General features: G+C 63.0%; 18 protein-coding genes and 1 pseudogene. 6 read left to right on the top strand and 13 right to left on the bottom strand.

The window, feature by feature from the left end:
- Nucleotides 1-17: 17 nt before the first annotated feature.
- Both FWJ47_RS12430 and FWJ47_RS12425 read right to left on the bottom strand, forming a co-directional pair.
- Entirely contained in the window at nt 18-296 is a 279-nt protein-coding gene (locus tag FWJ47_RS12430) for a hypothetical protein (RefSeq protein WP_425465992.1), read from the bottom strand.
- A 140-nt stretch (nt 297-436) separates the two neighbouring features.
- A complete protein-coding gene (locus FWJ47_RS12425; RefSeq protein WP_425465991.1) occupies nt 437-976 on the bottom strand; it encodes a DDE-type integrase/transposase/recombinase in 540 nt (179 codons plus the stop codon).
- 411 nt (nt 977-1,387) lie between these two features.
- Here FWJ47_RS12425 and FWJ47_RS05255 point away from each other — a divergent pair.
- Nucleotides 1,388-2,408 (top strand): annotated as a pseudogene (locus FWJ47_RS05255) (IS30 family transposase); the annotation flags it as partial.
- A 35-nt stretch (nt 2,409-2,443) separates the two neighbouring features.
- Here FWJ47_RS05255 and FWJ47_RS05250 read toward each other — a convergent pair.
- The 3 genes from FWJ47_RS05250 to FWJ47_RS05240 form a co-directional block, all read right to left on the bottom strand.
- Nucleotides 2,444-3,451 carry an NAD-dependent epimerase/dehydratase family protein gene (locus FWJ47_RS05250; protein ID WP_147105084.1) on the bottom strand — a complete coding sequence of 336 codons (1,008 nt, stop codon included), beginning with the start codon at nt 3,449-3,451 and terminating at the stop codon, nt 2,444-2,446.
- Nucleotides 3,452-3,493: 42 nt separating this feature from the next.
- The gene (locus FWJ47_RS05245) at nt 3,494-5,761 is read right to left on the bottom strand and encodes a glycosyltransferase (protein ID WP_246126318.1); all 2,268 of its coding nucleotides are present in this window, start codon (nt 5,759-5,761) and stop codon (nt 3,494-3,496) included.
- Nucleotides 5,762-5,946: 185 nt separating this feature from the next.
- Nucleotides 5,947-7,572 carry an N-acetylneuraminate synthase family protein gene (locus FWJ47_RS05240; protein WP_147105078.1) on the bottom strand — a complete coding sequence of 542 codons (1,626 nt, stop codon included), beginning with the start codon at nt 7,570-7,572 and terminating at the stop codon, nt 5,947-5,949.
- Between the two features lie 244 nt (nt 7,573-7,816).
- On the opposite strand from FWJ47_RS05240, the gene FWJ47_RS05235 reads away from it, so the two are divergent.
- Nucleotides 7,817-9,049, top strand: coding sequence for a DUF4143 domain-containing protein (locus tag FWJ47_RS05235; protein ID WP_147105075.1), 1,233 nt, complete (start codon nt 7,817-7,819; stop codon nt 9,047-9,049).
- A 36-nt stretch (nt 9,050-9,085) separates the two neighbouring features.
- On the opposite strand, the gene ahcY is transcribed toward FWJ47_RS05235, so the two are convergent.
- Nucleotides 9,086-10,585, bottom strand: coding sequence for an adenosylhomocysteinase (ahcY, locus tag FWJ47_RS05230; RefSeq protein WP_147105072.1), 1,500 nt, complete (start codon nt 10,583-10,585; stop codon nt 9,086-9,088).
- 41 nt (nt 10,586-10,626) lie between these two features.
- On the opposite strand from ahcY, the gene metK reads away from it, so the two are divergent.
- The 4 genes from metK (at nt 10,627) to FWJ47_RS05210 (ending at nt 14,734) form a co-directional block, all read left to right on the top strand.
- Nucleotides 10,627-11,817: a methionine adenosyltransferase gene (metK, locus tag FWJ47_RS05225; protein ID WP_147105069.1), complete on the top strand. Its 1,191-nt coding sequence runs from the start codon at nt 10,627-10,629 to the stop codon at nt 11,815-11,817.
- A 29-nt stretch (nt 11,818-11,846) separates the two neighbouring features.
- Entirely contained in the window at nt 11,847-12,638 is a 792-nt protein-coding gene (locus tag FWJ47_RS05220) for a hypothetical protein (RefSeq protein ID WP_147105066.1), read from the top strand.
- Between the two features lie 103 nt (nt 12,639-12,741).
- Nucleotides 12,742-14,235 (top strand): FAD-dependent oxidoreductase, encoded by a 1,494-nt coding sequence (locus tag FWJ47_RS05215; protein WP_147105063.1) that lies wholly within the window; start codon nt 12,742-12,744, stop codon nt 14,233-14,235.
- 22 nt (nt 14,236-14,257) lie between these two features.
- Entirely contained in the window at nt 14,258-14,734 is a 477-nt protein-coding gene (locus tag FWJ47_RS05210) for a pyridoxamine 5'-phosphate oxidase family protein (RefSeq protein WP_147105061.1), read from the top strand.
- A gap of 34 nt (nt 14,735-14,768) precedes the next feature.
- On the opposite strand, the gene FWJ47_RS05205 is transcribed toward FWJ47_RS05210, so the two are convergent.
- The 7 genes from FWJ47_RS05205 to FWJ47_RS05175 all read right to left on the bottom strand — a co-directional run bounded on the left by FWJ47_RS05205 (nt 14,769) and on the right by FWJ47_RS05175 (nt 20,992).
- On the bottom strand, nt 14,769-15,413 hold the full coding sequence (locus FWJ47_RS05205; RefSeq protein ID WP_147105058.1) for a trimeric intracellular cation channel family protein: 645 nt from the start codon (nt 15,411-15,413) through the stop codon (nt 14,769-14,771).
- Between the two features lie 77 nt (nt 15,414-15,490).
- Complete coding sequence (locus FWJ47_RS05200) at nt 15,491-17,764, bottom strand: polyribonucleotide nucleotidyltransferase (protein WP_147105055.1); 2,274 nt, start codon at nt 17,762-17,764, stop codon at nt 15,491-15,493.
- Nucleotides 17,765-17,991: 227 nt separating this feature from the next.
- The gene (rpsO, locus tag FWJ47_RS05195) at nt 17,992-18,261 is read right to left on the bottom strand and encodes a 30S ribosomal protein S15 (protein ID WP_147105052.1); all 270 of its coding nucleotides are present in this window, start codon (nt 18,259-18,261) and stop codon (nt 17,992-17,994) included.
- A gap of 87 nt (nt 18,262-18,348) precedes the next feature.
- Entirely contained in the window at nt 18,349-19,185 is an 837-nt protein-coding gene (locus FWJ47_RS05190) for a class I SAM-dependent methyltransferase (protein ID WP_170228488.1), read from the bottom strand.
- Nucleotides 19,182-20,159, bottom strand: a complete 978-nt coding sequence (locus tag FWJ47_RS05185; RefSeq protein ID WP_147105046.1) for a bifunctional riboflavin kinase/FAD synthetase — start codon at nt 20,157-20,159, stop codon at nt 19,182-19,184. The genes FWJ47_RS05190 and FWJ47_RS05185 overlap by 4 nt, the downstream gene beginning before the upstream one ends.
- Before the next feature lie 9 nt (nt 20,160-20,168).
- Nucleotides 20,169-20,639, bottom strand: a complete 471-nt coding sequence (locus tag FWJ47_RS05180; RefSeq protein WP_342779653.1) for a hypothetical protein — start codon at nt 20,637-20,639, stop codon at nt 20,169-20,171.
- Nucleotides 20,618-20,992 carry a hypothetical protein gene (locus tag FWJ47_RS05175; RefSeq protein WP_342779652.1) on the bottom strand — a complete coding sequence of 125 codons (375 nt, stop codon included), beginning with the start codon at nt 20,990-20,992 and terminating at the stop codon, nt 20,618-20,620. The genes FWJ47_RS05180 and FWJ47_RS05175 overlap by 22 nt, the downstream gene beginning before the upstream one ends.
- Nucleotides 20,993-21,026 lie beyond the last annotated feature (34 nt).

Here is a 21,026-nt window from a genome sequence, read left to right as displayed (position 1 = left end):
CGGTGACACTCACGGTCTCAGGGGGCGGGGCCCGGTTTGCGTTGGCCTCGGTTACTGATGTGGCCGGTGGTCTTCGGTGGCCAGGGGTGTTCGATGAGGATCTCGCCGTTGGTGTCGACGAAGATGATGGTCTCCTGGTCCCAGAGCACATGGACGTGCTGGCGGGCCAGAGCCATGCTGATCTGGTAGCGGACCCCTTTTACATGAACCTGTCCGACCTGGTTGACCTTCCTGATCTCATCACCTGCCCATCCGCTGTCCGGCTCCAGGGGCAGAGACTCCGGCCTATCAGCCACCTCAGCGGCAGTATCCGGTGTCTGGGGCTCCACCGGTGCCGGTGCTGGCCGCGGCGGGTGAGCCACAGCGGTGCCGGCCCAGGCCGCCGCGGGGGTGATCCTGCCCGGTAGGCCTTGGTGGGGCCGCTGGGTGTTATAGATCAGATCGAAGGCATCGACCGGGCCTGCAGCTGCGTGATCGTCTCTGCCAGCGGCTGTGCATGCAAGTAGCGGAACAAGGTTTGATGGAACCGCTCATTCTTGCCCTGGGTGGTGGGCTTACCCGGCTTGCCAGTGATCGGGGTGATCCCGAAGCTGCTCACATAGGTGAACAGCTGCCCGGTCACCCCACGGCGTGAAGGGTTCAGCGCAGCACCGTTATCGGTGAGCAGCTTCTGCGGCACCCCATAGGCAGCGATGCCCTTCTTCACCACCCTGATCGCAGCATCGGAGGTCTCACCTGTGGCGACCACCGAGGCAATCGCCAGCCGGGAGTGATCATCCTGGAGGTGGAAGATCACCGCCTTACGCCCACCGGTGAGCACATACTCCGCGGCATCGAGCTGCCAGCAGCAGTTCGGCGCCGGATAGACAAACCGTCGGTAAGCAGCCCGGGGCCGCTTCCGCGGCTCCTCTTTGGCCACCCCTGCTTGCCGGAAGATCCTGGCCAATGAGGCCACCGCCGGTGGGGTGATACCCATGGAGCGCATCTTCTCGAACACGCTGATCGGCCCATGATCCAGCCCTGAGGAGGCCAGGGCTTCCCGGACCTGCAGCGCTTGGCTCTTGAGCTGCTCATCCAGCCTGGAGGGACTGGACTTCGGACGCCGGGAACGCGGTTCCAGCGCCGCAGCTGCCCCGCGATCCCGGGCCTGGTTCAGGATCTTGTAAACGACTTCCGCGAGATCCCATGCTCGGCACAGAACTGGAGACCGATCCCCGCGGTACATCATCAGGCCACTGTGAGATCGCTAAGCGGATACGAGGATCAACAGGATCATTGAACTTCGACACCCCCTATCAGAGCCTGAGAAGTGTCACCACCAAGACCCCGCACAGTGTCACCGATCTCCTGATACAGAACTGTCACTGATGTCTTGAGACTTCACAGGCGTCATCTGGAGGCTAAGCCTTATGGCTGGCAACCTAGGAATGGGCATCTGAGGATCTATGAACGCGAGCAGATTGTGGTCAGTCTCCGGTTGGGCCGTTCTCTGACTGCTATCGCTGGGAAGCTCGGGCGCGCAGTTTCGACGATCGGCCGCGAGGTCGTTCGAGGCGGCGGGCGAGAGAATTATTCAGCCTGGTCTTGTCATGAAGATGCCCGGGTGCAGTCCCGGCGGCCTAAGCCGCTGAAACTGGACTCAGAGCGGCTGGCATTTGAGGTGACTGAGCGACTGTTGAAGCTGTGGTCTCCTCAGCAGATCGCATCCCGGTTACGGTTGGAGTACCCCACCGATCCTGAGATGCATGTGAGCTACGAGACGATCTATCAGAGCTTGTTTGTCCAGGGCCGAGGCGCTCTGCGCCGAGAGCTGGCGCGCTGTCTACGTTCAGGCAAGACCACCCGCAAGTGCCGCAGCGGTGTGGCTGAACGACGAGGCCGGCTACCAGGGATGGTGATGTTCAGCGAGCGTGCTGCCGAGGCGGAAGATCGCGCAGTTCCTGGCCAACGGGAGGGCGACCTGATCCTCGGAGAGGGTAGCCGCAGCGCCGTAGGCACGCTGGTGGAGCGTCACACCAGATTCACCCTGCTGCTGCATCTTCCAACGGGTAAGAGCGCCCCGCAGGTAGAAGAAGCGATGCGTGGGGCCATCGCCACGCTTCCTCAGGAGCTGGCACAGAGCATCACGTGGGATCAGGGAGCAGAGATGGCTCAGCACGCCCAGTTCACCACTGCTACAGGCATCCCGATCTACTTCTGCGATCCACACGCGCCGTGGCAACGAGGCAGCAACGAGAACACCAATGGACTGCTGCGTCAGTACTTGCCTAAAGGCACTGACCTCAGCCGTCATACCCGCTCAGAACTGGACGAAATTCAGTTGAGCCTGAACACCCGCCCGAGGAAAACTCTGGGCTATAGGACCCCGCTCGGAGAAGTTCACAGAGCTCCTTGCGCTCACCTCTTGAATTCGCCATCCCGCCAGGGCCTCCTTTAGCTCACACTAAAGACCATAGTATTCCTCGTACCAATTAACTAGCGCCCGAACTCCTGTCCGCACAGAAGTATTTGGCCTGTATCCGAATTCAGATTGCAAGACACTTACATCTGCATATGTCGCGCGCATATCACCAGGCTGCATTGGCAGAAGGTTCTTCTCCATGGTGACACCGGACGCCTCCTCAACCGCCGAGATAAATTCCATGAGGTCAACAGGGTTTGAATTACCAATATTCAGAACGCGCCAAGGTGCTGCGCTGCTTGCTGGATCAGGGGCATGCCCATCCCACTCAGCTTGACCCTGTGCCGACTTTTCCATTACGAGACGAACGCCTTCAACTACATCATCAATGTAAGTGAAGTCGCGCTGATGATCACCAAAGTTGTAGACGTCTATAGCGCGTCCCTCGAGCGCTGATTTAACGAACTTATATGGCGCCATATCAGGCCGACCCCAGGGGCCATATACAGTGAAAAAACGGAGTCCAGTCGTGGGCATATTGAATAAGTGACTATAAGAATGCGCTAGGAGCTCATTTGATTTTTTTGTAGCCGCATAAAGATTAAGTGGGTGATCGACATTATCTTTAGTGGAGAAAGGGAGGGACTTGTTCGCTCCATACACACTTGAACTGCTCGCATACACAAAATGCTCAACCTGAACCGATCTGCTTGCTTCGAGAATATTAACGAAACCAACAATATTGCTGTTTGCGTAGGCTCTGGGCTCTTTCAGTGAGTAACGCACCCCCGCCTGAGCGGCCAAATGGACAACAATGCCTGGCTGAGACGAACGAACAATCTCGTCCAATGCCGAATGATCACATAGATCGACTCGATAGTGGCTATATCGAGGATATGTCGCCAGGCGACGCACACGGGCTTCCTTGAGCGAGGGATCATAGTAGTGACTATGGTTGTCTAGCCCCACAACAGAAAAACCGTCCCTCAAGAGAGAATCCGCCACAGCGGCACCAATAAATCCAGCGGACCCAGTAACCAATACAGACAAAATCTATTCCTTAATTATAATACACTTATTATCCTGTGTTTCCTATTTTGCTGCTTCTCTAGTAGCTCGTGGCTTAGACTGGATAGATCTAGGTGGAAGCTTTACAGTAGGCAGGGTGGTACTGGACGAAAGCTCCTGATACCGGCGATCTAACTTGGGGTCTTCGGGCCAGACTCTGACAAGCGCCTTATAGATCTCCAGCGCACTTGCTTTTTCCCCCAGCCCAACGTAAGCCTCAGCCATACCAACTTTAGCCAGTTTTGACCAAGAACGTATTTGAGCGGCTACTTGGAAAAGCTCAGAAGCAGCCTGGTAATGCGCCTCGCGGAGTTTCCCAACCGCCTCCTCGTAAACTTCACGGAAGACGGGTCCAGGGGGGAGCTCTGCTTGTTGGAGCCCAGCCTTCGCGATCTTGCTAGTCGAATTGGCCTCGATCTGGTTCCGGGCTCCATATTCACCCATCGCAACAAGTCCCTCTGTCCCGGCTGCCTCTCGATACCAAGCCAAAGCTGCTTGCTCGTCAGTCCACATTTCTTGAATTCGCGTATCTAGTTCGGTACTTGTCCGAGCAGCCCATGTCTCGAACGCCGATTTTAGGGAGTGGCTGTGATAGTTGGCAGCCTCCAGGTCAATGAGACCCCTCTGAACTAGATCAGCCCCAATCAAGGCCAGAGCATGCCGGCGATCCTTTCTCTTGTCGTATTGCCGACGTACCCTCAAGAGAACCCGCCACTGCTCTCGAATTCCATAAGTCCGCTTTTCACTTACGGCTCGATTTGGCTGGGTAATTTTAAGGCACCGATGGGCACCGAAATGGAAGGCCTGGAGAAGGCTTGGATCCGGCGAATGATAGAACCAAGCTCGCTTAGGCGCGTCCATCACCTTACTCCGACCGGGAAAATCAGGGTTCGGATCGACGAAAAGGTCCTCGTCGCCTAGAGGCCAACTAACTCGAGGAGAGAAGGCGTGAACGCCGATGATGTCCTCTCCTGTCATAAAATCGCGGCACGGAACTACGAGGTGGTCTAGGGCACGGTCGGACCTGAACTTCGAAAGTACATCCTCTAGCGCAAACGTGTTCCCAAACAAAGTGTCGGCATCAAGTTTGACAAAGAGGTCAAACTCCCTCGCTCGTTCCATGATGGTCTCGTATAGCTTTGAATGCGCCTCCGCGCTCTCCAGCCCTTCGATCACCAGGTGCTCCCAGTTTGTGTGGACCTGGGCACCCAGCGATGCTTTGCTACGCGAGAACTCGTTCTCTCCGGAATGCAACGTGAGAACCAGCACTCTCGGGTTTTCTGGCAACGGCTCTCTAAATGGAGTGGCGCTCTCGATGGCTGGCGTCACGCTTTGTTCCGGTTCGTACCTGAGCAACGTTTCGTGTTTGAGCAATGCGGACTTCTTCTCATCGAAAGTCATCGCTCGAAAACGGTCGTCTAGCGCCAAATACGCCTCGCGCAGCAACAGCAAATGACGTAGATACTCGTTTGACTCTTTCGTTCCGGCACGGTGGCTGCGGACAATATTCTCCGTATGATAAGAAAAGCCTCGAAAAACTCGCTCCCTGAACTCTGAAGAAAACCCTTCATAAGTCCCCTGCTGAACGAAGAAGTCCTTCAGTACGTCCTGCACCCTAATTTGATCGAAGAGGTGCTTGTCACTCACGGATTGAGTGACGCTTCCCTCCCGAATTAGGTACTTATAAGGCACACCTCCGACAAAGTTGATATTTTTCATAGTGGAGTAAATGCGGGGTGTAGTGGCCCTATCTTGATAGTATAGGTGGTGAGGGAACCAGATATCATTATCTGCGTACAGGGAGCGGCGCCACAACTTATTCCAGAAGGAAGGGTTAGTGATTTTGAATGGATTGCTTCCCTCGGGCAAGGGGTCAAGTTTCTTCTTCGAAGCCATGTGACGACTACGCGGCACGCCGTCCTCATTTATCTCTTCATAACCACACACGACAACGTCAAAGTGCCCTCCCTCAGTACCGTTCCAAAGAATCTCAAGGAAGTCTGATGCGACATAGTCGTCGCTATCTACACTCGCAATCCACTCAGATTTTGCCTGTTCCAGCCCAGTATTTCGGGCGCCACCCAGACCAAGGTTCTTCTCATGACGTATTAGGCGGATCCTGGCGTCCTCCGCCGCCAGCCGCTCGATGATATCGACACTATTGTCCGGAGAGACGTCATCTACACAAAGAATCTCAAAGTTTCTAAATGTCTGCGTCATCAATGAACGCAGGCACCTTTCCAGGTATTGCTCGGTATTATAAATGGGAACAATCACTGATATTTTTGGCATTTCTATCTTTGCACGTCTCCTAAAATCGACCCTGCTGGGTAGCAACGAGGCATCCGTCCTATTGCCTCCTCAATAAGGCTAGGGCAACTTCCGTTGCCCTCAAGACAAGCACCGGACCTAATCCTAATATTAGTCGTCCTGTTACTGGGCATGGGCATCCTTCGCTACTTAACAAGCATCCGACTTCAGTAGTACTTGTGGTGCTCTGAGGCGGTGATGCGCTTCTCCGTGGAGCCCACATGGAGCTGCGCCTTGCGCACCTGGTCCACGTACTCGCGGAAATCATCCGTCATCAGGTCCACCGCCACGGCGTCGAAATGTGCCCACTCCGTGTTCCCCAGCTTCACATGCTTCTCCACCATGCCCGCACCCGCGGCCACGGCGAGCGCTGAGGCCATCCACCCGAAGTCGTGGCTGGAATAGCCCGGCACAATCCGTGGGCCCGGCTTGTCTGCCTGGCGCTCCGCCAACTCCGCGTAGTGACGAACCACGCCAATATTGGTGTGCTCATCCGGAGTCGGGTACGCCGAATTGCAGTGGAGCAGATACAAGGTGTCCTGCTGAGTGAATGTGGAGAGCAGCCAGTCCTCGTACGACTGATCCGTCATTCCCGTCGAAATCACCAGGGACCCCGTGTAGTTCTCCGCGACGAAGCTCAGATAGTCTCGCTTCTCCGAGATCGTCGACGGCAGCTTGATCAGCGGGACCTCGAGCTCCATCATGAACTCGAAGCTCGGCTGATCAAGCACACTCGCGAACCATCCGATGCCCAAGTCCCTGCACAGCCCATCGAGGAACCGGAACCCGGTCTTATCCAGCTCCAGCTGGCGTCGGTAATCACCAAACGTGGTGCCGAACGGCGACTTATACGCCCGGGCCAGCTGCTCCGGAGCGTAGAAGGACTCCACCTCACGCTTCTGGACCTTCACCCAGTCAGCGCCCGCCGAATGCGCCGCCCGCACCAGCCGCTCCAGCCGGTCCAAGTCACCGAAGTGGTTCGTGGTGATCTCCGCGGTGACCTCCACCTGCGGGATCTCAGGCTCCGGCTCCTCCCGCACCACCGGGATCTGGCCCGTGGGCTCAGAGATGAGCATCCGGAACTTCTCGTTCAGATCCTCAATGGTCAGACTCGAGAACTCATGAGTGCCCACATGGTGCACCGACAGGTTCGAATCCTCCAGGGCGTACAGCGCGTTGCGCAGAATGTACTGCTGCAGGTGAATGCCCGCGCCGCGGCCAGACGTCAGATGCGGCGCGTACTGGGTGGTGGCCGCCCGGGCCATCCCCGCACCCGGCGTGAAGTCGAAGCCCACCATGTATACCGTCTGAGGCCGGCCCTTATGGTCCGCGATCGCTCGGGAGATCTCCAGAGCGGTCAGGAACATCGCCTCCTCAATGGCGACCTCCTCCCGGCTCTGGAACCGGGACAGCATGATGTCTTCCTCATCATTTGCCAAAGGCTTGAACGGCAGCCGCACCACCGTCTTGCCCGGCACATCAAAATCCGTGGCCGTCACATACGCACGCGAGCGCAGCCCCTCATCCAAGATCGACTCCGCCACCCACGATTCATGGAAAATCGTGACATCCGTGGGCTGGATGCGCTCAGCATCGTTCACACCAATCACCGTGTTGTGCCGGAAGGCCCGCCCCGTCGCCTGATCCGCCGACGGCCCCTTCCCCAAAATGATGATGGTGTCACTGGAAGACCGCTCCGCCGCCTCAGCCACCAAATGCTGCAAGCCGCCCGGAGCCGCCTCAGACGACGGAACCCCCGGCAAGGTCTGACCAGTACTGATTCGCTCGCTCATCGCCCCCGAGTCTAGCCCGTGGGCAAGCACCAGAATGCGGCGGGACGAAACCTGCCGTTAATCCCAGAACCTGCCCCAGCTCGCTTCCCAAGGCCACTACATGCGGAGCGCCAAGGGTGTCTGCCAATCTGCGACTTCCCAGTGCGCCCATTTCAGAACAGAAAACGTGCTAAACCAAGAGCAGAGAGTGTGCTAAATTCAGTCTAAAGGCTGTGCTAGATTCAGACTATAGGCGGGATAGGCGATGGAACCGTATGTCACACGGTATGTAGATACCTACCTCGACGAGCTCATCGGAGAGCTTCCCGCTTTCATGCTCACTGGACCCCGCGCCTGCGGAAAAACCACTACTGCTCGACGCCGAGCAACGTCCACGCTGCAACTGGACACACCGCGCGACGCACTCCTCATGCGCGAAGAGCCCGACCAGCAGCTCCGCGGCCTTGTACCCCCTATTCTGATCGACGAGTGGCAGGATGTCCCAGAATCCCTCAGCGCCGTCAAACGCGCCGTGGACGAGGACTCCCAGCCCGGACGCTTCCTCATCACCGGAAGCGTACGAGCGCGTACCCTCACCGGCACCTGGCCCGGCACAGGACGCATAACGCCCATCCAAATGCACCCCCTGACTCAAGATGAACTCGCCAATAAGGGGAAGAACCTCGATTTCATCGATCGCCTCTTCCAGCAGGACATCTCAGACACCATCCCCTCAGAAGCTCCGGCTCTCAGGGACTACGTAGAGCTCGCCGCTGCGGGAGGCTTTCCACAAGCGCAAAAAGGAAGCCCGCGGTTCCGGGACCAATGGTTCGAAGGCTACATATCCCAAGCTGTAGGACGGGACGTAGAACCGCTTGGCGAAGTCCGCGAACCGCTTGCGATGGAGAGGCTCCTCCGAGCAGCCGCTCTCAACACTGCCGGGATCCCCACTCACGAAACCCTCGTACGAGCCGCCTCAACCAGCCGCGAAACGACCGACCGTTACCTGGACCTCCTCGAGGAACTAGGCTTGCTGGAGCGGATTCCGGCATGGGGACACAACCGCCTCAAGCGGATGATCAAATCTCCTAAACTCCACGTCACAGATACCGGACTTGCCCTATGGCTAGCGGGAGTGAGTGCTGACGCTGTCCTCGACGACTCGAACCTTCTTGGCCGGATCATCGAGTCCTACGTGGGCATGCAACTCCGACCAATGCTCAGCGCCGGACCGCGACGAGGACGAATGACACACCTCCGCGACACCAACGGACGACGTGAAGTCGACTTCATCATCGAGGACCGGCGAGGCGACGTCGTCGTAGCGGAAGTCAAAGCCTCAGCAAACATCGACCGTCGCATGGGTCGTCACATGGAATGGCTCCGCGACGAAATTGGTGAGCCATTCAAAGCAGGCGTCCTCTTCCACACCGGTCGCACAATTCATGAAGTGTCCGACCGCATCTGGGCCATGCCCATCAGTGCTATGTGGAGCTAAACCCCCAGCCAGGGTTCATGCCACTCCGTCCGACCATCAGTACCGGTAGTGGTCCGGCTTGTAGGGGCCGGCGACGTCGACGCCGAGGTACTCGGCCTGGTTCTTGGACAGCTCCGTGAGCTTCACGCCCAGCGCGTCCAGGTGCAGGCGGGCAACCTTCTCATCCAGCAGCTTCGGCAGCACATACACCTGGTTCGCGTAGGCGTCCTCGCCGTCGTAGTCAGCCTTGTGGGACTTCGCGAACAGCTCGATCTGCGCCATCACCTGGTTGGTGAAGCTTGCGCTCATCACGAAGCTCGGGTGCCCGGTCGCGTTCCCCAGGTTCAGCAGCCGACCCTCAGACAGCACAATGATGCTGCGGGTGCCCGCCTCATTCTGGTCCGCCTCAGGCCACACGAACTCATGCACCTGCGGCTTGATCTCCACCCTGCGCACACCCTCAAGACGCTCCAGGCCCGCCATGTCGATCTCATTGTCGAAGTGGCCCACGTTGCCCACAATCGCCTTGTCCTTCATCCGGCGCATGTGATCCAGCGTGATGATGTCCTTGCCCCCCGTGGTGGTGACGAACACGTCACCACCAGAGACGACATCATCGAGCGTCGCCACCTGGAAGCCGTCCATCGCCGCCTGCAGCGCATTGATCGGGTCAACCTCCGTGATCACCACACGGGAACCCTGCCCGCGCAGCGCCTCCGCGGCCCCCTTGCCCACATCGCCGTAGCCGCACACCACCGCGGTCTTGCCCGCCAGCAGCACATCGGTGGCCCGCATGATCCCGTCCGGCAGGCTGTGGCGGATCCCATACTTATTGTCGAACTTCGACTTGGTCACCGCATCATTGACGTTGATCGCCGGGAAAAGCAGCTTGCTCTCCCGTGCCAGCTGATACAGCCGGTTCACACCCGTGGTGGTCTCCTCCGTGACACCCAACAGCTGCTGCGACACGTTCGTCCACCGCTGAGGGTTCTCCGCCAGGGACCTCCGCAGAGTCTCCAGAATGATCCGGTACTCATCCGGGTCATCCTCCTGCGCCGAGGGCACACCGCCGGCCGCCTCAAACTCAGCACCCTTGTGCACCAGCAGAGTCGCGTCCCCGCCGTCGTCAAGAATCATGTTCGCACCCTTGGACGGATCAGCCTCAGCACCCGGCCAGCTGAAGATCTGGCTGGCCGTCCACCAGTACTCCTCCAGGGTCTCGTTCTTCCACGCGAACACCGGCACACCCTGCGGGCTCTCCGGTGTGCCATTCGGGCCCACCACGACGGCGGCCGCCGCCTCATCCTGGGTGGAGAAAATATTGCAGGACGCCCACCGGACCTCCGCGCCGAGCGCCGCCAGCGTCTCAATGAGCACCGCCGTCTGCACCGTCATGTGCAGGGACCCGGCAATCCGGGCACCGGCCAGCGGCTGAGACTCCCCGTACTCCTCACGCAGCGCCATCAGACCCGGCATCTCATGCTCAGCCAGCCGGATCTGGTGGCGGCCAGCCTCATGCAGCGAGATGTCAGCGATCCTGTAGTCAAAAGTCGTCATGGAGCCAGCCTATCCGCCCCGCACACGAGTACCCTGATCTGGTGACTCCAAACGCCCTCCGCCTGTTCAGCTCCGAATCGGTCACCATCGGCCACCCGGACAAAATCTGCGACCAGGTCTCCGACGCCCTCCTCGACGCCCTCCTCGCCGTCGACCCCGACTCCCGGGTCGCCGTGGAGGCGCTGACCACCACCGGGCTGGTCCACGTCGCCGGCGAAGTCACCACCTCCGGGTACGTCGAGATCCCCAAGATCGTCCGCGAAACCCTCACCGGCATCGGGTACGACTCCTCCGCCAACGGGTTCGACGGCGAACGCGTCGGCGTCTCCATCAGCATCGGCCAGCAGTCACCCGACATCGCAGGCGGAGTCTTCAACTCCCTGGAGGCGCGCGGCGGCGCAGACGACCCCCGCGACGCCCAGGGCGCAGGCGACCAAGGCATCATGTTCGGCTACGCCACCAACGAGACCGACACCTACATGCCCGCCCCCATCGCCCTGGCCCACCGCCTCTCCGCCCGGCTCACCGAGGTCCGCCAGTCCGGGCAGCTGCCCCACCTGCGCCCCGACGGCAAGACCCAGGTCACCATCGGCTACGACGGCGACAAGCCCGTCTCCCTCGACACGGTGCTGGTCTCCACCCAGCACACCGCAGAAACCGCCCAGGAGACGCTGCAGGCCGAAATCAGCGAACACGTCATCGCCCCCGTCATCGAGGGCGCCCAGCTGGACCTCTCCGGGGTGGACCAGATCATCAACCCCTCCGGGCCCTTCGTCATCGGCGGGCCCGTCGGCGACGCCGGGCTCACCGGCCGCAAAATCATCGTAGACACCTACGGCGGATTCGCCCGCCACGGCGGCGGCGCCTTCTCGGGCAAAGACCCCTCCAAAGTGGACCGCTCCGCCGCGTACGCCATGCGCTGGGTGGCCAAGAACGTGGTCGCCGCCGGCCTGGCCGACCGGGTCGAGGTGCAGATCGCCTACGCCATCGGCCGCGCCCACCCCGTCGGCGTGTACGTGGAGACCTTCGGCACCGAGAAGGTCGACCCGGTCCAGATCGCCTCAGCCATCCGTGAGGTATTCGACCTGCGACCCCTGGGCATCATCGAAGACCTCGACCTCAAGCGCCCCATCTACGCAGAGACCGCAAGGAACGGGCACTTCGGCCAAGAGGCCTTCCCCTGGGAGCAGACCAACCGGGTCGAGGCCCTCCGCAGCATCTTCAACGCCTGATTCCCCCTACCGAGAACCCGGAGCCCCGGATGAGCAGCCTCGGCTACAAGGCCTCCTTCACCGACATCTACTCCGCGCCCGACCCGCGAAGCTACCTGCGCGAACTCTCTCAGTACGACTACCAGGTCCCGCAGAACGCGCTCCCCTGGATCCTGCCGCAGATCCCAGCCGGCCCGCCGTCGGACACCAACGTGCTGGACCTGTGCTGCTCCTACGGGTTCAACGCCATGCTCCTGAACCACTCCGTGTCCCTCTGGCAGCTGCGCGCCCGGTACCAGGACCCCGCGCTCGACGAGATCACCCCGGAGACGCTCATCAACCAGGACCGGGAGTTCTACCGCTCCGTGCGAGCCCCGCAGGCAGAGATCCGCGGGCTGGACATCTCCCAGTCAGCCATCGACTACGCCGCCGGCGCCGGCCTGCTGGAGGCCGGCTGGGCAGAGAACCTCGAGGAGAGCGCGCCCTCCGAGAGCCTCGCTGAGGGGATACGGGGCACCCAGCTGATCACCTGCACCGGCGGCATCAGCTACATCACCGACAAGACCATCACCCGGGTGCTCGAATGCCTCGAGAACCCCGGGGAGGTGCGCGCGGCGCTGTTCGCCCTGCGGCAGTTCGACATGGGCCCCATCCAAGAGGCGTTCGCCCGGTTCGGCGTGAGGCTGGAGCGCCAGCCCGGAGCCCACCTGCGCCAACGCACATTCGTGAACGAGGACGAGCAGGCCCAAGCAATGGAGGAGACCGAGCGGCGCGGCCTGGACCCCACCGGCCTGGAAGCCGAAGGCTGGTACTACGCCGACGTGTTCCTCACCCAGTCCTGAGCGAAGCCCAAGCAGCTGACCCGCGAGCATTCAGCTGACGATCAGGACCGGACACCAGGATGAGAAAGGTGGCTGAGACCGACCTCGACCGAAGGATCTCCTGATGCGCTCGCTGTGGCTCGACACCCACCCCGTCAGCACCCCCGCCCAGACGCTCCCCGACGGCGCGCACTACGACAGCGTCGTCGCCGGAGCCGGGATCACCGGGCTGACCACCGCCGTGCTGCTGGCCCGCGCCGGACACCAGGTCGCAGTCCTCGAAGCCCGGAGCGTAGGCGCCGCCGCCACCGGCAACACCACCGCCAAAGTCTCCCTGCTGCAGGGCACCAACCTCGCCAGCATCCGCAGCCACCATTCCGACGAGGTCCTGCAGGCCTACACGGACGCCAACCATGAAGGCCAAGCCTGGCTGCTGCGCTACCTGGAGGACCACGGCGTCGAATACCAGCGCCGCACCTCCCTCATCTACGCCAACACTGACGAGGGGGTTCCCTCCCTGGAGCGGGAGTTCGACGCTGCCCGCACCGTCGGCCTCGATGCCTACTGGACCGCGGACACAGAGCTCCCCCACCCGGTCTCCGGCGCCGTCGCCCTGGACGACCAGGCACAGATCCACCCCACCGAAGTGCTCGACGCCCTGGCCGCAGAGCTGCGCAGACGCGGCGGCACCATCGTCGAAGGGGTCCGGGTCACCGACGCCAGCTCCGAGACCCCCGTGCAGATCGAGACCACCGACGGCAGCCTCAGCGCCGACCACCTGGTGCTGGCCACCGGAGCGCCCGTGCTGGACCGCGGCGGCTACTTCGCCAAGATGAAGGGCCATCGCTCCTACTCGCTGGCATACCGCCTCCCTGAGGGCGCACACACCCCCCAGGGCATGCACCTGTCCGTGGACTCCCCCAGCCGCAGCACCCGCACCTCCACCATCGACGGCCAAGAGCTGCTGCTGGTCGGCGGCAACGGACACATCGTAGGCCGGGCGGAATCCCACCAGGAGGCGGTCGAGGAGATCGACGCCTGGACCAAGCACCATTTCCCCGGCGCCGAGCGCACCCACGCATGGTCCGCCCAGGACTACCGGCCCGCCGACTACGTCCCGTTCTTCGGCAGGCTCCCCCTCGGCGGAGACAGCATCTACCTGGCCACCGGCTACAACAAATGGGGCATGACCAACGGAGTCGCCGCCGCACTGGCCATCTCCTCAGAGATCCTCGAAGGACAGACACCCTGGGCCTATGTGCTCGCCGACCGGTCCGTCACCGCCCAAGGCCTGGCGACCGGAATGAAGGACAACCTCGAGATCGGCGCCCGAATGGGCAAAGACTGGGTCGCCTCCGAGCTCAGCTCCCTGCCCCAGCAGGCGCCCGCGGAAGGCCAGGGCACGGTCGGCCGTGAGAACGGCAAGCCGGTAGGCGTCTCCACCGTGGACGGCACCACCCGGAAAGTCTCTGCCGTCTGCCCGCATATGGGCGGAATCCTGAGCTGGAACGACGCCGAATGCACCTGGGACTGCCCGCTGCACGCCTCACGCTTCGACACCGAGGGAAACATCCTCGAGGGCCCCGCCCTCCAAGGCCTCAGGACCCCGAACAGCTGAGCACCCACCACCTAGGAGAACCATGAGCCACCTCACCGCATCCGACCTCATCGACCGCATGAATGACATCGGAACCTGCATGCTCACCACCGTGGACGCCGCCCAGCGCCTGGTCTCCCGCCCCATGGCCGTCTCCACCATCGATGAGGACCACCGCATCTGGTTCTTCACCCCAGTGGACTCCGAGAAGGTCGACGACGTGCTCGGAGAAGGCCAGGTCAACCTCGCCTTCAGCCAGGACAAGACCTGGGTCTCCGTGACCGGGACCGCGGAAGTCGTCCGGGACGAGGAGAAGCGGGAGCAGCTGAAGGACATCGGCGCAGAGGCCTACTTCAGCGACGCCGCTGAGGACCCCCAGGCCGCCCTGCTGTGCGTCACCCCCGAGACCGCCCACTACTGGGAGGGGCCGGGCAAGGCCGTGGCCCTGGTGAAGCTCGCTGCCGCAGCCGTGCGCAGCCGCAGCCCCGAGATGGGCGACCAGGGCGAAGTCTCCCTCTGAGCCGCGCAGGGCGGCCGCCAGAATCAGCCGCGGGTCAGTCGGACCGCCCGCCCGGCAGCGTGCCGTGGGCGGCCAGCGGCACAGTCCAGCCGCGCCTCAGCGCCACCAGCCGGAAGAGGAACACCGCGGCGGCCACACCGACCGCGGCGAAGCTGTTGAAGACCCCGAGCTCCAAGGCGATGACCGCGGCGGCTGAGCCCACCATGGCCGGCACCGCGTAGACGCCCTTCGGGTTGAAGATCTCCGGCACCTCATTGGCCACCACGTCACGCAGAGTGCCCCCGCCCACCGCAGTGGTTAGGCCCAGCAGGGCCGCGGCGACCGGATTCAGGCCCGCCGCATGCGCGATCGATGTGCCCATCACGCAGAACACCGAGAGCCCGACGGCGTCGAACACCAGCAGCGTGCGCCGCAGGCGGTCCTCCCGGATCGCCCGGACGTAGACCGCCGTCACCGCGACCACCACAGGAATCAGGTAGTAGGGGTGCGCGAACGCCGTCGGCACCGCATCGCTGAGCACCAGGTCACGGATGACGCCGCCGCCCAGGCCGGCAAGGCTGGCCAGCAGCAGCGAGCCGACGATGTCGACCCCCTTCTTCGCCGCCAGCAGCGCCCCGGACACCGCAAAGGCGAAGGTGCCGATGAGCTCCAGCACCAGCAGAACCTCAGCCAAAGGCATGAGCGAGACCTTTCATCCCATGGAAAGGCCGGGACCCCTGACGGGATCCCGGCCTCATCCGAACTATGAGCCTGAGACTACTCGGCAGGCTCTTCGTTGACCTGGTTGACCGACTCCTTCTCCCGGGAGTCAGCATCCTCATCGACCACGGGGGCCAGGGAGAGCTTGCCGCGGTCATCGATCTTAGCCAGCTCGACCTGGATCTTCTGGCCCACGCCGAGAATGTCCTCGACGTCCTCGACGCGCTTGCCGCCGTTGAGCTTCTTCAGCTCGCTGATGTGCAGCAGGCCGTCCTTGCCGGGGGTCAGGGAGATGAACGCGCCGAAGGTGGTCAGCTTCACCACGGTGCCCAGGTACCGCTCGCCCACCTCAGGGACGGTCGGGTTGGCGATCGCGTTGATCGCCGAACGGGCAGCAGCAGCGGACTCACCGTCGGTGGCGCCGATCAGCACGGTGCCGTCATCCTCGATGGAGATGTCGGCGCCGGTGTCCTCCTGGATCTGGTTGATCATCTTGCCCTTGGGGCCGATGACCTCGCCGATCTTGTCCACCGGGACGTTCACGGAGATGATCCGGGGCGCGGTCGGCGCCATCTCGTCCGGGGCGTCGATCGCAGCGTTCAGCACGCTCAGGATGTGCAGCCGGGCCTCACGGGCCTGCTTCAGCGCGGCGGACAGCACGGAGGCGGGGATGCCGTCGAGCTTGGTGTCCAGCTGGATCGCGGTGACGAACTCGGAGGTGCCTGCCACCTTGAAGTCCATGTCGCCGAACGCGTCCTCAGCGCCCAGGATGTCAGTCAGGGCGGCGTAGCGGGTCTCCCCGTCCACCTCGTCCGAGACCAGGCCCATCGCGATGCCGGCCACCGGCGCCTTCAGCGGCACACCGGCGTTCAGCAGCGACAGGGTGGAGGCGCAGACAGAGCCCATCGAGGTGGAGCCGTTGGAGCCCAGCGCCTCGGAGACCTGACGGATCGCGTAGGGGAACTCCTCGCGGGACGGCAGCACGGGCACCAGGGCCCGCTCGGCCAGGGCGCCGTGGCCGATCTCACGGCGCTTCGGGGAGCCCACACGACCGGTCTCACCGGTGGAGTAGGGCGGGAAGTTGTAGTTGTGCATGTAGCGCTTCTTGGTCTCCGGCGACAGGCTGTCGATGGACTGCTCCATCTTCAGCATGTTCAGCGTGGTGACACCCATGATCTGGGTCTCCCCGCGCTCGAAGATCGCCGAACCGTGCACCCGCGGCAGCACCTCAACCTCAGCGGTCAGCTGACGGATGTCAGTCAGGCCGCGGCCGTCGATGCGGAACTGGTCACGCAGGATCCGCTGGCGGATGACCTGCTTGGTGACAGCACCCAGAGCCTTGGCGACCTCGCCGCCGCGACCCTCGAACTGCTTGCCCTCACCCGCGAGCTCCTCGGTCAGCTCAGCCTTCAGCTCACCATCGGCGGACTCACGCTGCTGCTTGTCAGCGATCTGGTAGATCTCAGTGAGCTTGGCCTCAGCCTCAGCCTTCACTGCCTCGAGGACGTCCTCCTCGTAATCCTTGAAGATCGGGACGTCGATGGCGTCCTTGCCGGCACGCTCGGCCAGGGAAGCCTGAGCCTCGCACAGAACCTTGATGAACGGCTTGGCAGCCTCCAGGCCCTCAGCGACGATCTCCTCAGTGGGAGCCTGCTTGCCCTGGTTCTTCACCATGTCCCAGGAGTCATCGGTGGCCTCAGCCTCAACCATCATGACGGCGACGTCGTCGCCCACCACGCGGCCGGCCACGACCATGTCGAAGATCGCGGTCTTCAGCTGGGAGTGCTTGGGGAAGGCCACCCACTGGGCGCCGCTGCCGTCGTCGATGAGCGCGATGCGCACACCGCCGATGGGGCCGGAGAACGGCAGGCCCGACAGCTGGGTGGACATGGACGCGGCGTTGATCGCCACGACGTCGTACAGGTCATCCGGGTTGATGGACAGGATGGTCTCCACCACCTGAACCTCATTGCGGATGCCCTTCTTGAACGCGGGGCGCAGCGGACGGTCGATCAGGCGGCAGGCCAGGATCGCGTCCGTGGTGGGGCGGCCCTCACGGCGGAAGAAGCTGCCGGGGATACGGCCCGCGGCGTACATGCGCTCCTCAACGTCCACCGTCAGGGGGAAGAAGTCGAAGCCCTCACGGGGGTGCTTGCCCACTGTGGTGGCGGACAGCAGAGTGGTCTCCTCATCGAAGGTGACCAGTACAGAGCCGGCGGCCTGCTTGGCCATGCGGCCGGTCTCAAAGTGAATAGTGGACTTGCCGTGGCGGCCGTTGTCGATCACGGCCTCGGCAGTGTGAACCTCAGGGGCTGCAACCTGTGCAGTCATAGGGTTTCCTCTCATGTTCGATTGCATTGCAACGCACACGAGAGCGGTTCTGCTTTTTGGATGTATGACGGTCTTCGATCGAAGTTCAAGGACTCAGATTCCTTGAACCACTACCGAGGACCAGACATACGGCATCGTTGCTCTCGGTGTGCGCCTTCAGTCTGACACACAAAGTGGGCGACCCCTAAGAGGAGCCGCCCACTTTGCACTTGGTTTTGGTGATTCGCTCAGCGGCGAATGCCGAGGCGCTTGATCAGCGCACGGTAGCGCTCGATGTCCTTGCGCTCCAGGTAGTTCAGCAGGCGACGACGGCGACCCACCAGCAGCATCAGGCCGCGACGGGTGTGGTGGTCGTGCTTGTGCTCCTTGAGGTGCTCGGTCAGGTCAGAGATGCGCTTGGTCAGCACAGCGACCTGAACCTCGGGGGAGCCGGTGTCACCCTCGTGGGTGGCGTACTCCTTGATGATCTCCTGCTTCACAGCGGAATCCAGAGCCATAGGTGTCTCCTCAGACGTTGTACCGCGATCATAGAGCGGCCCCACAGGGCCGGCTGCCAGCCACCGCGGACTGCAGCAGGCAACTTTTCAACTGTACTGGACCGGTCTGCCCTGAGCAACGTGGAGGCCCGTGATCATCGGGATCTCCACGGCATCCTCATCGGTGAGCCCCAGCTCCCCGCCGAGATAGTCGCAGAGATTCCGCCGGCGCCGCGCACGCTCCCCCTCCTCCGCGCTCAGCCAGGAGCTCAGCGTGGTCGCATAGCCGAAGACCTGGCTGACGGTCAGGCTGCGGGACCAGCGCCACTCCGTGGTCGCCGGCGGGCCGAACCGGCCGGGGTCGAGGGCCGGCCTCCACCCCGGACGGAAGACATCGCCGGCCCGCATGATCCGGGTGAGCCGGTGCGCGACATCGTCCGAGGTGTCGATGTAGTTCCAGATCAGCGCCAGCCGGCCGCCCGGCTTCAGCAGCCGCTGAGCCTCCGCCTGCGCGCGCTGCGGATCGAACCAGTGCCAGGCCTGAGCCGCCGTCACCACGTCATACTCCCCCGACGGCAGCCCCGTCTCCTCCGCGGGAGCATTCACGACGGTCACGGGGGCGGCGCTCTCCGCCAGGACCGAGGTCATCGAGGCGCTGGGCTCCACCGCGGTGACGCTGGCGCCGGCCGCGAGCATCTGACGAGCAAGGATGCCGGTGCCCGCCCCCAGGTCAGCCGCCAGCGGTCGCCGCGCTCCCCGGAGGATCTCGGCGACCGCGGCCTCCGGATAGCGGGGACGCAGCGCATCGTAGGCCTCAGCCTCGGATCTGCCCTGGACGGAGAAGGAGCCCCCCAGCGCACGACGCCGCTGCTCACTGGTGATCTGCGGGTCAGCGTCGGTGCGTCGCTTGGGCCGCCGGGGCGCCGCCCTCCCGGGACCGCTCACACCCGGCACTGGGCCAGGACACGGCGGGTCTGGTCCACGTCCTCAGCCATCTGGGCGCACAGCTTCTCGATCCCCTCAAAGGCGACCATCCCGCGCAGACGCTCCACGAACTCCACGCGCGCCTGCTGGCCGTAGAGGTCAAAATCCTCGATGCTCGCATCCGTCCGGTCGATGACATGGGCCTCGACCACGCGCTCCACGCCCTGGAACGTCGGGTTGGAGCCCACGCTGATCGCCGCCGGCCAGCGCATATGATTCTCATCGAAGAGCCAGCCCGCGTAGATGCCGTCCGCAGGGATCAGCCCCTCGGCATCCTGCGCAAGGTTCGCCGTCGGGAAGCCCAGCTCACGGCCGCGGGCCTGCCCATGGACCACCTCGCCGGTCATCGAATGCGGCTGGCCCAGCATCCGGGCGGCCGAGGCGACGTCGCCGTCGGCCAGTGCGGTGCGGATCGCCGTGGAGGAGCAGCGGGCGTGCAGCTGCTGGCCGTCAGGGCCCATGATCTCCAGGTCATCCACACCCACCACGTCGAACCCGAAGCGTCCTCCCAGGTCCACCATCGTGGTGAAGTCGCCGTCCCTCGCGCGGCCGAAATGGATGTCATGGCCCACCACCACTACGGCGGCGTTCAGCGCATCCACGAAGTATCGGGAGACGAACTCCTCCGCGCTCAGCATGTAGAGCTCCTCGTTGTACGGCAGCACCAGGACCGTGTGCGCACCAGCAGCCTCGATCCGGGCCAGCTTCTCCCCCAGGCCCGTCAGCAGCTGCGGCGTGGACTCCGGGCGGTGGACGAACGCAGGATGCGGGTCAAAGGTGACCGCCACCGAGCGCGCCTGATACCGCGCCGCCTGCTCCGCGAGGGTGCCGAGGACCCTCTGATGCCCCAGATGCACGCCGTCGAAATTGCCGATCGTGATGGCGGAGGGGGCCGGCTGAGCAGGAAGCTCCTCCAGGCCGCGGTAAATCTGCACGGGCCTACCCTACGCGCTCCGCGGCCGGTGCTTCAGAAGCCACAGCAGGCCGATGAACGGCAGAATCAGCGGGATGTAGCCGTAGCCGGCCCCGAAGTGGCTCCACACCGTGCTGCGGTTGAACAGCTCCGGGTCCAGCACCGTCCACAGCCCGACGCCGACCACGCCGATCAGCTCGATCAGCACAGCCGCCAGCGCCACCGTCCACCAGCGGACGCTCGTATGAGCCAGAGCATAGGTGGCCAGAATGTATACGGCGGCGGCGAACGCGCTGAGCAGGTACGCCACCGGCGAGGTGCCGAAGTCCGTGGAGATCTGATAGAGCGCCCGGGCGAAGCTTGAGACGGCGAACACCCCGTAGGCGGCAATGATCAGCATCCCGACGCCGCGGTTGCGGGGCACCTGGCCCTCGAACCCGGGGTCCACGGCCGGGGCGCCGTCATGCGCCGGCTCCTCGCTCAGAACGCGGTGCCGAACCATATCTCCTCCAAGCGGTAGATCATCACGAAGACCACCAGGCCCACAAAGCTCATCACCAGGTTGGACCAGCGGGTCCGGTCCAGCACCGCCCACACGAGCACGCCCACCGGCAGCAGCAGCGCAGTCAGCACATAGCCCCAGAACTCCCACGCCTCCCCGGCGATCTCAGGGCCGGCGGTGAGCTGACGGACCCCGGCGTAGATCCCGTAGACGATCAGGTAGAGCTCGATCACGGCCACAGAGACGATGCTGCTGTCCGCGGGCCCGGTGCGCAGAGCGGTCATTGCCCAGCAGGTCAGGGAAGAGAGGGCACAGATCACCGTGCCGATGACGAACATCGCCGTGGGACCCACAGGCCGGCCTCCTTCCGCTGAACCGCCAGAATTC

It is taken from the genome of Nesterenkonia populi (genome assembly GCF_007994735.1).
Classification (GTDB): domain Bacteria; phylum Actinomycetota; class Actinomycetes; order Actinomycetales; family Micrococcaceae; genus Nesterenkonia; species Nesterenkonia populi.
The sequence above is the reverse complement of the archived record's forward strand: the minus strand, read 5'-3'. Positions and strand labels throughout refer to the sequence as shown.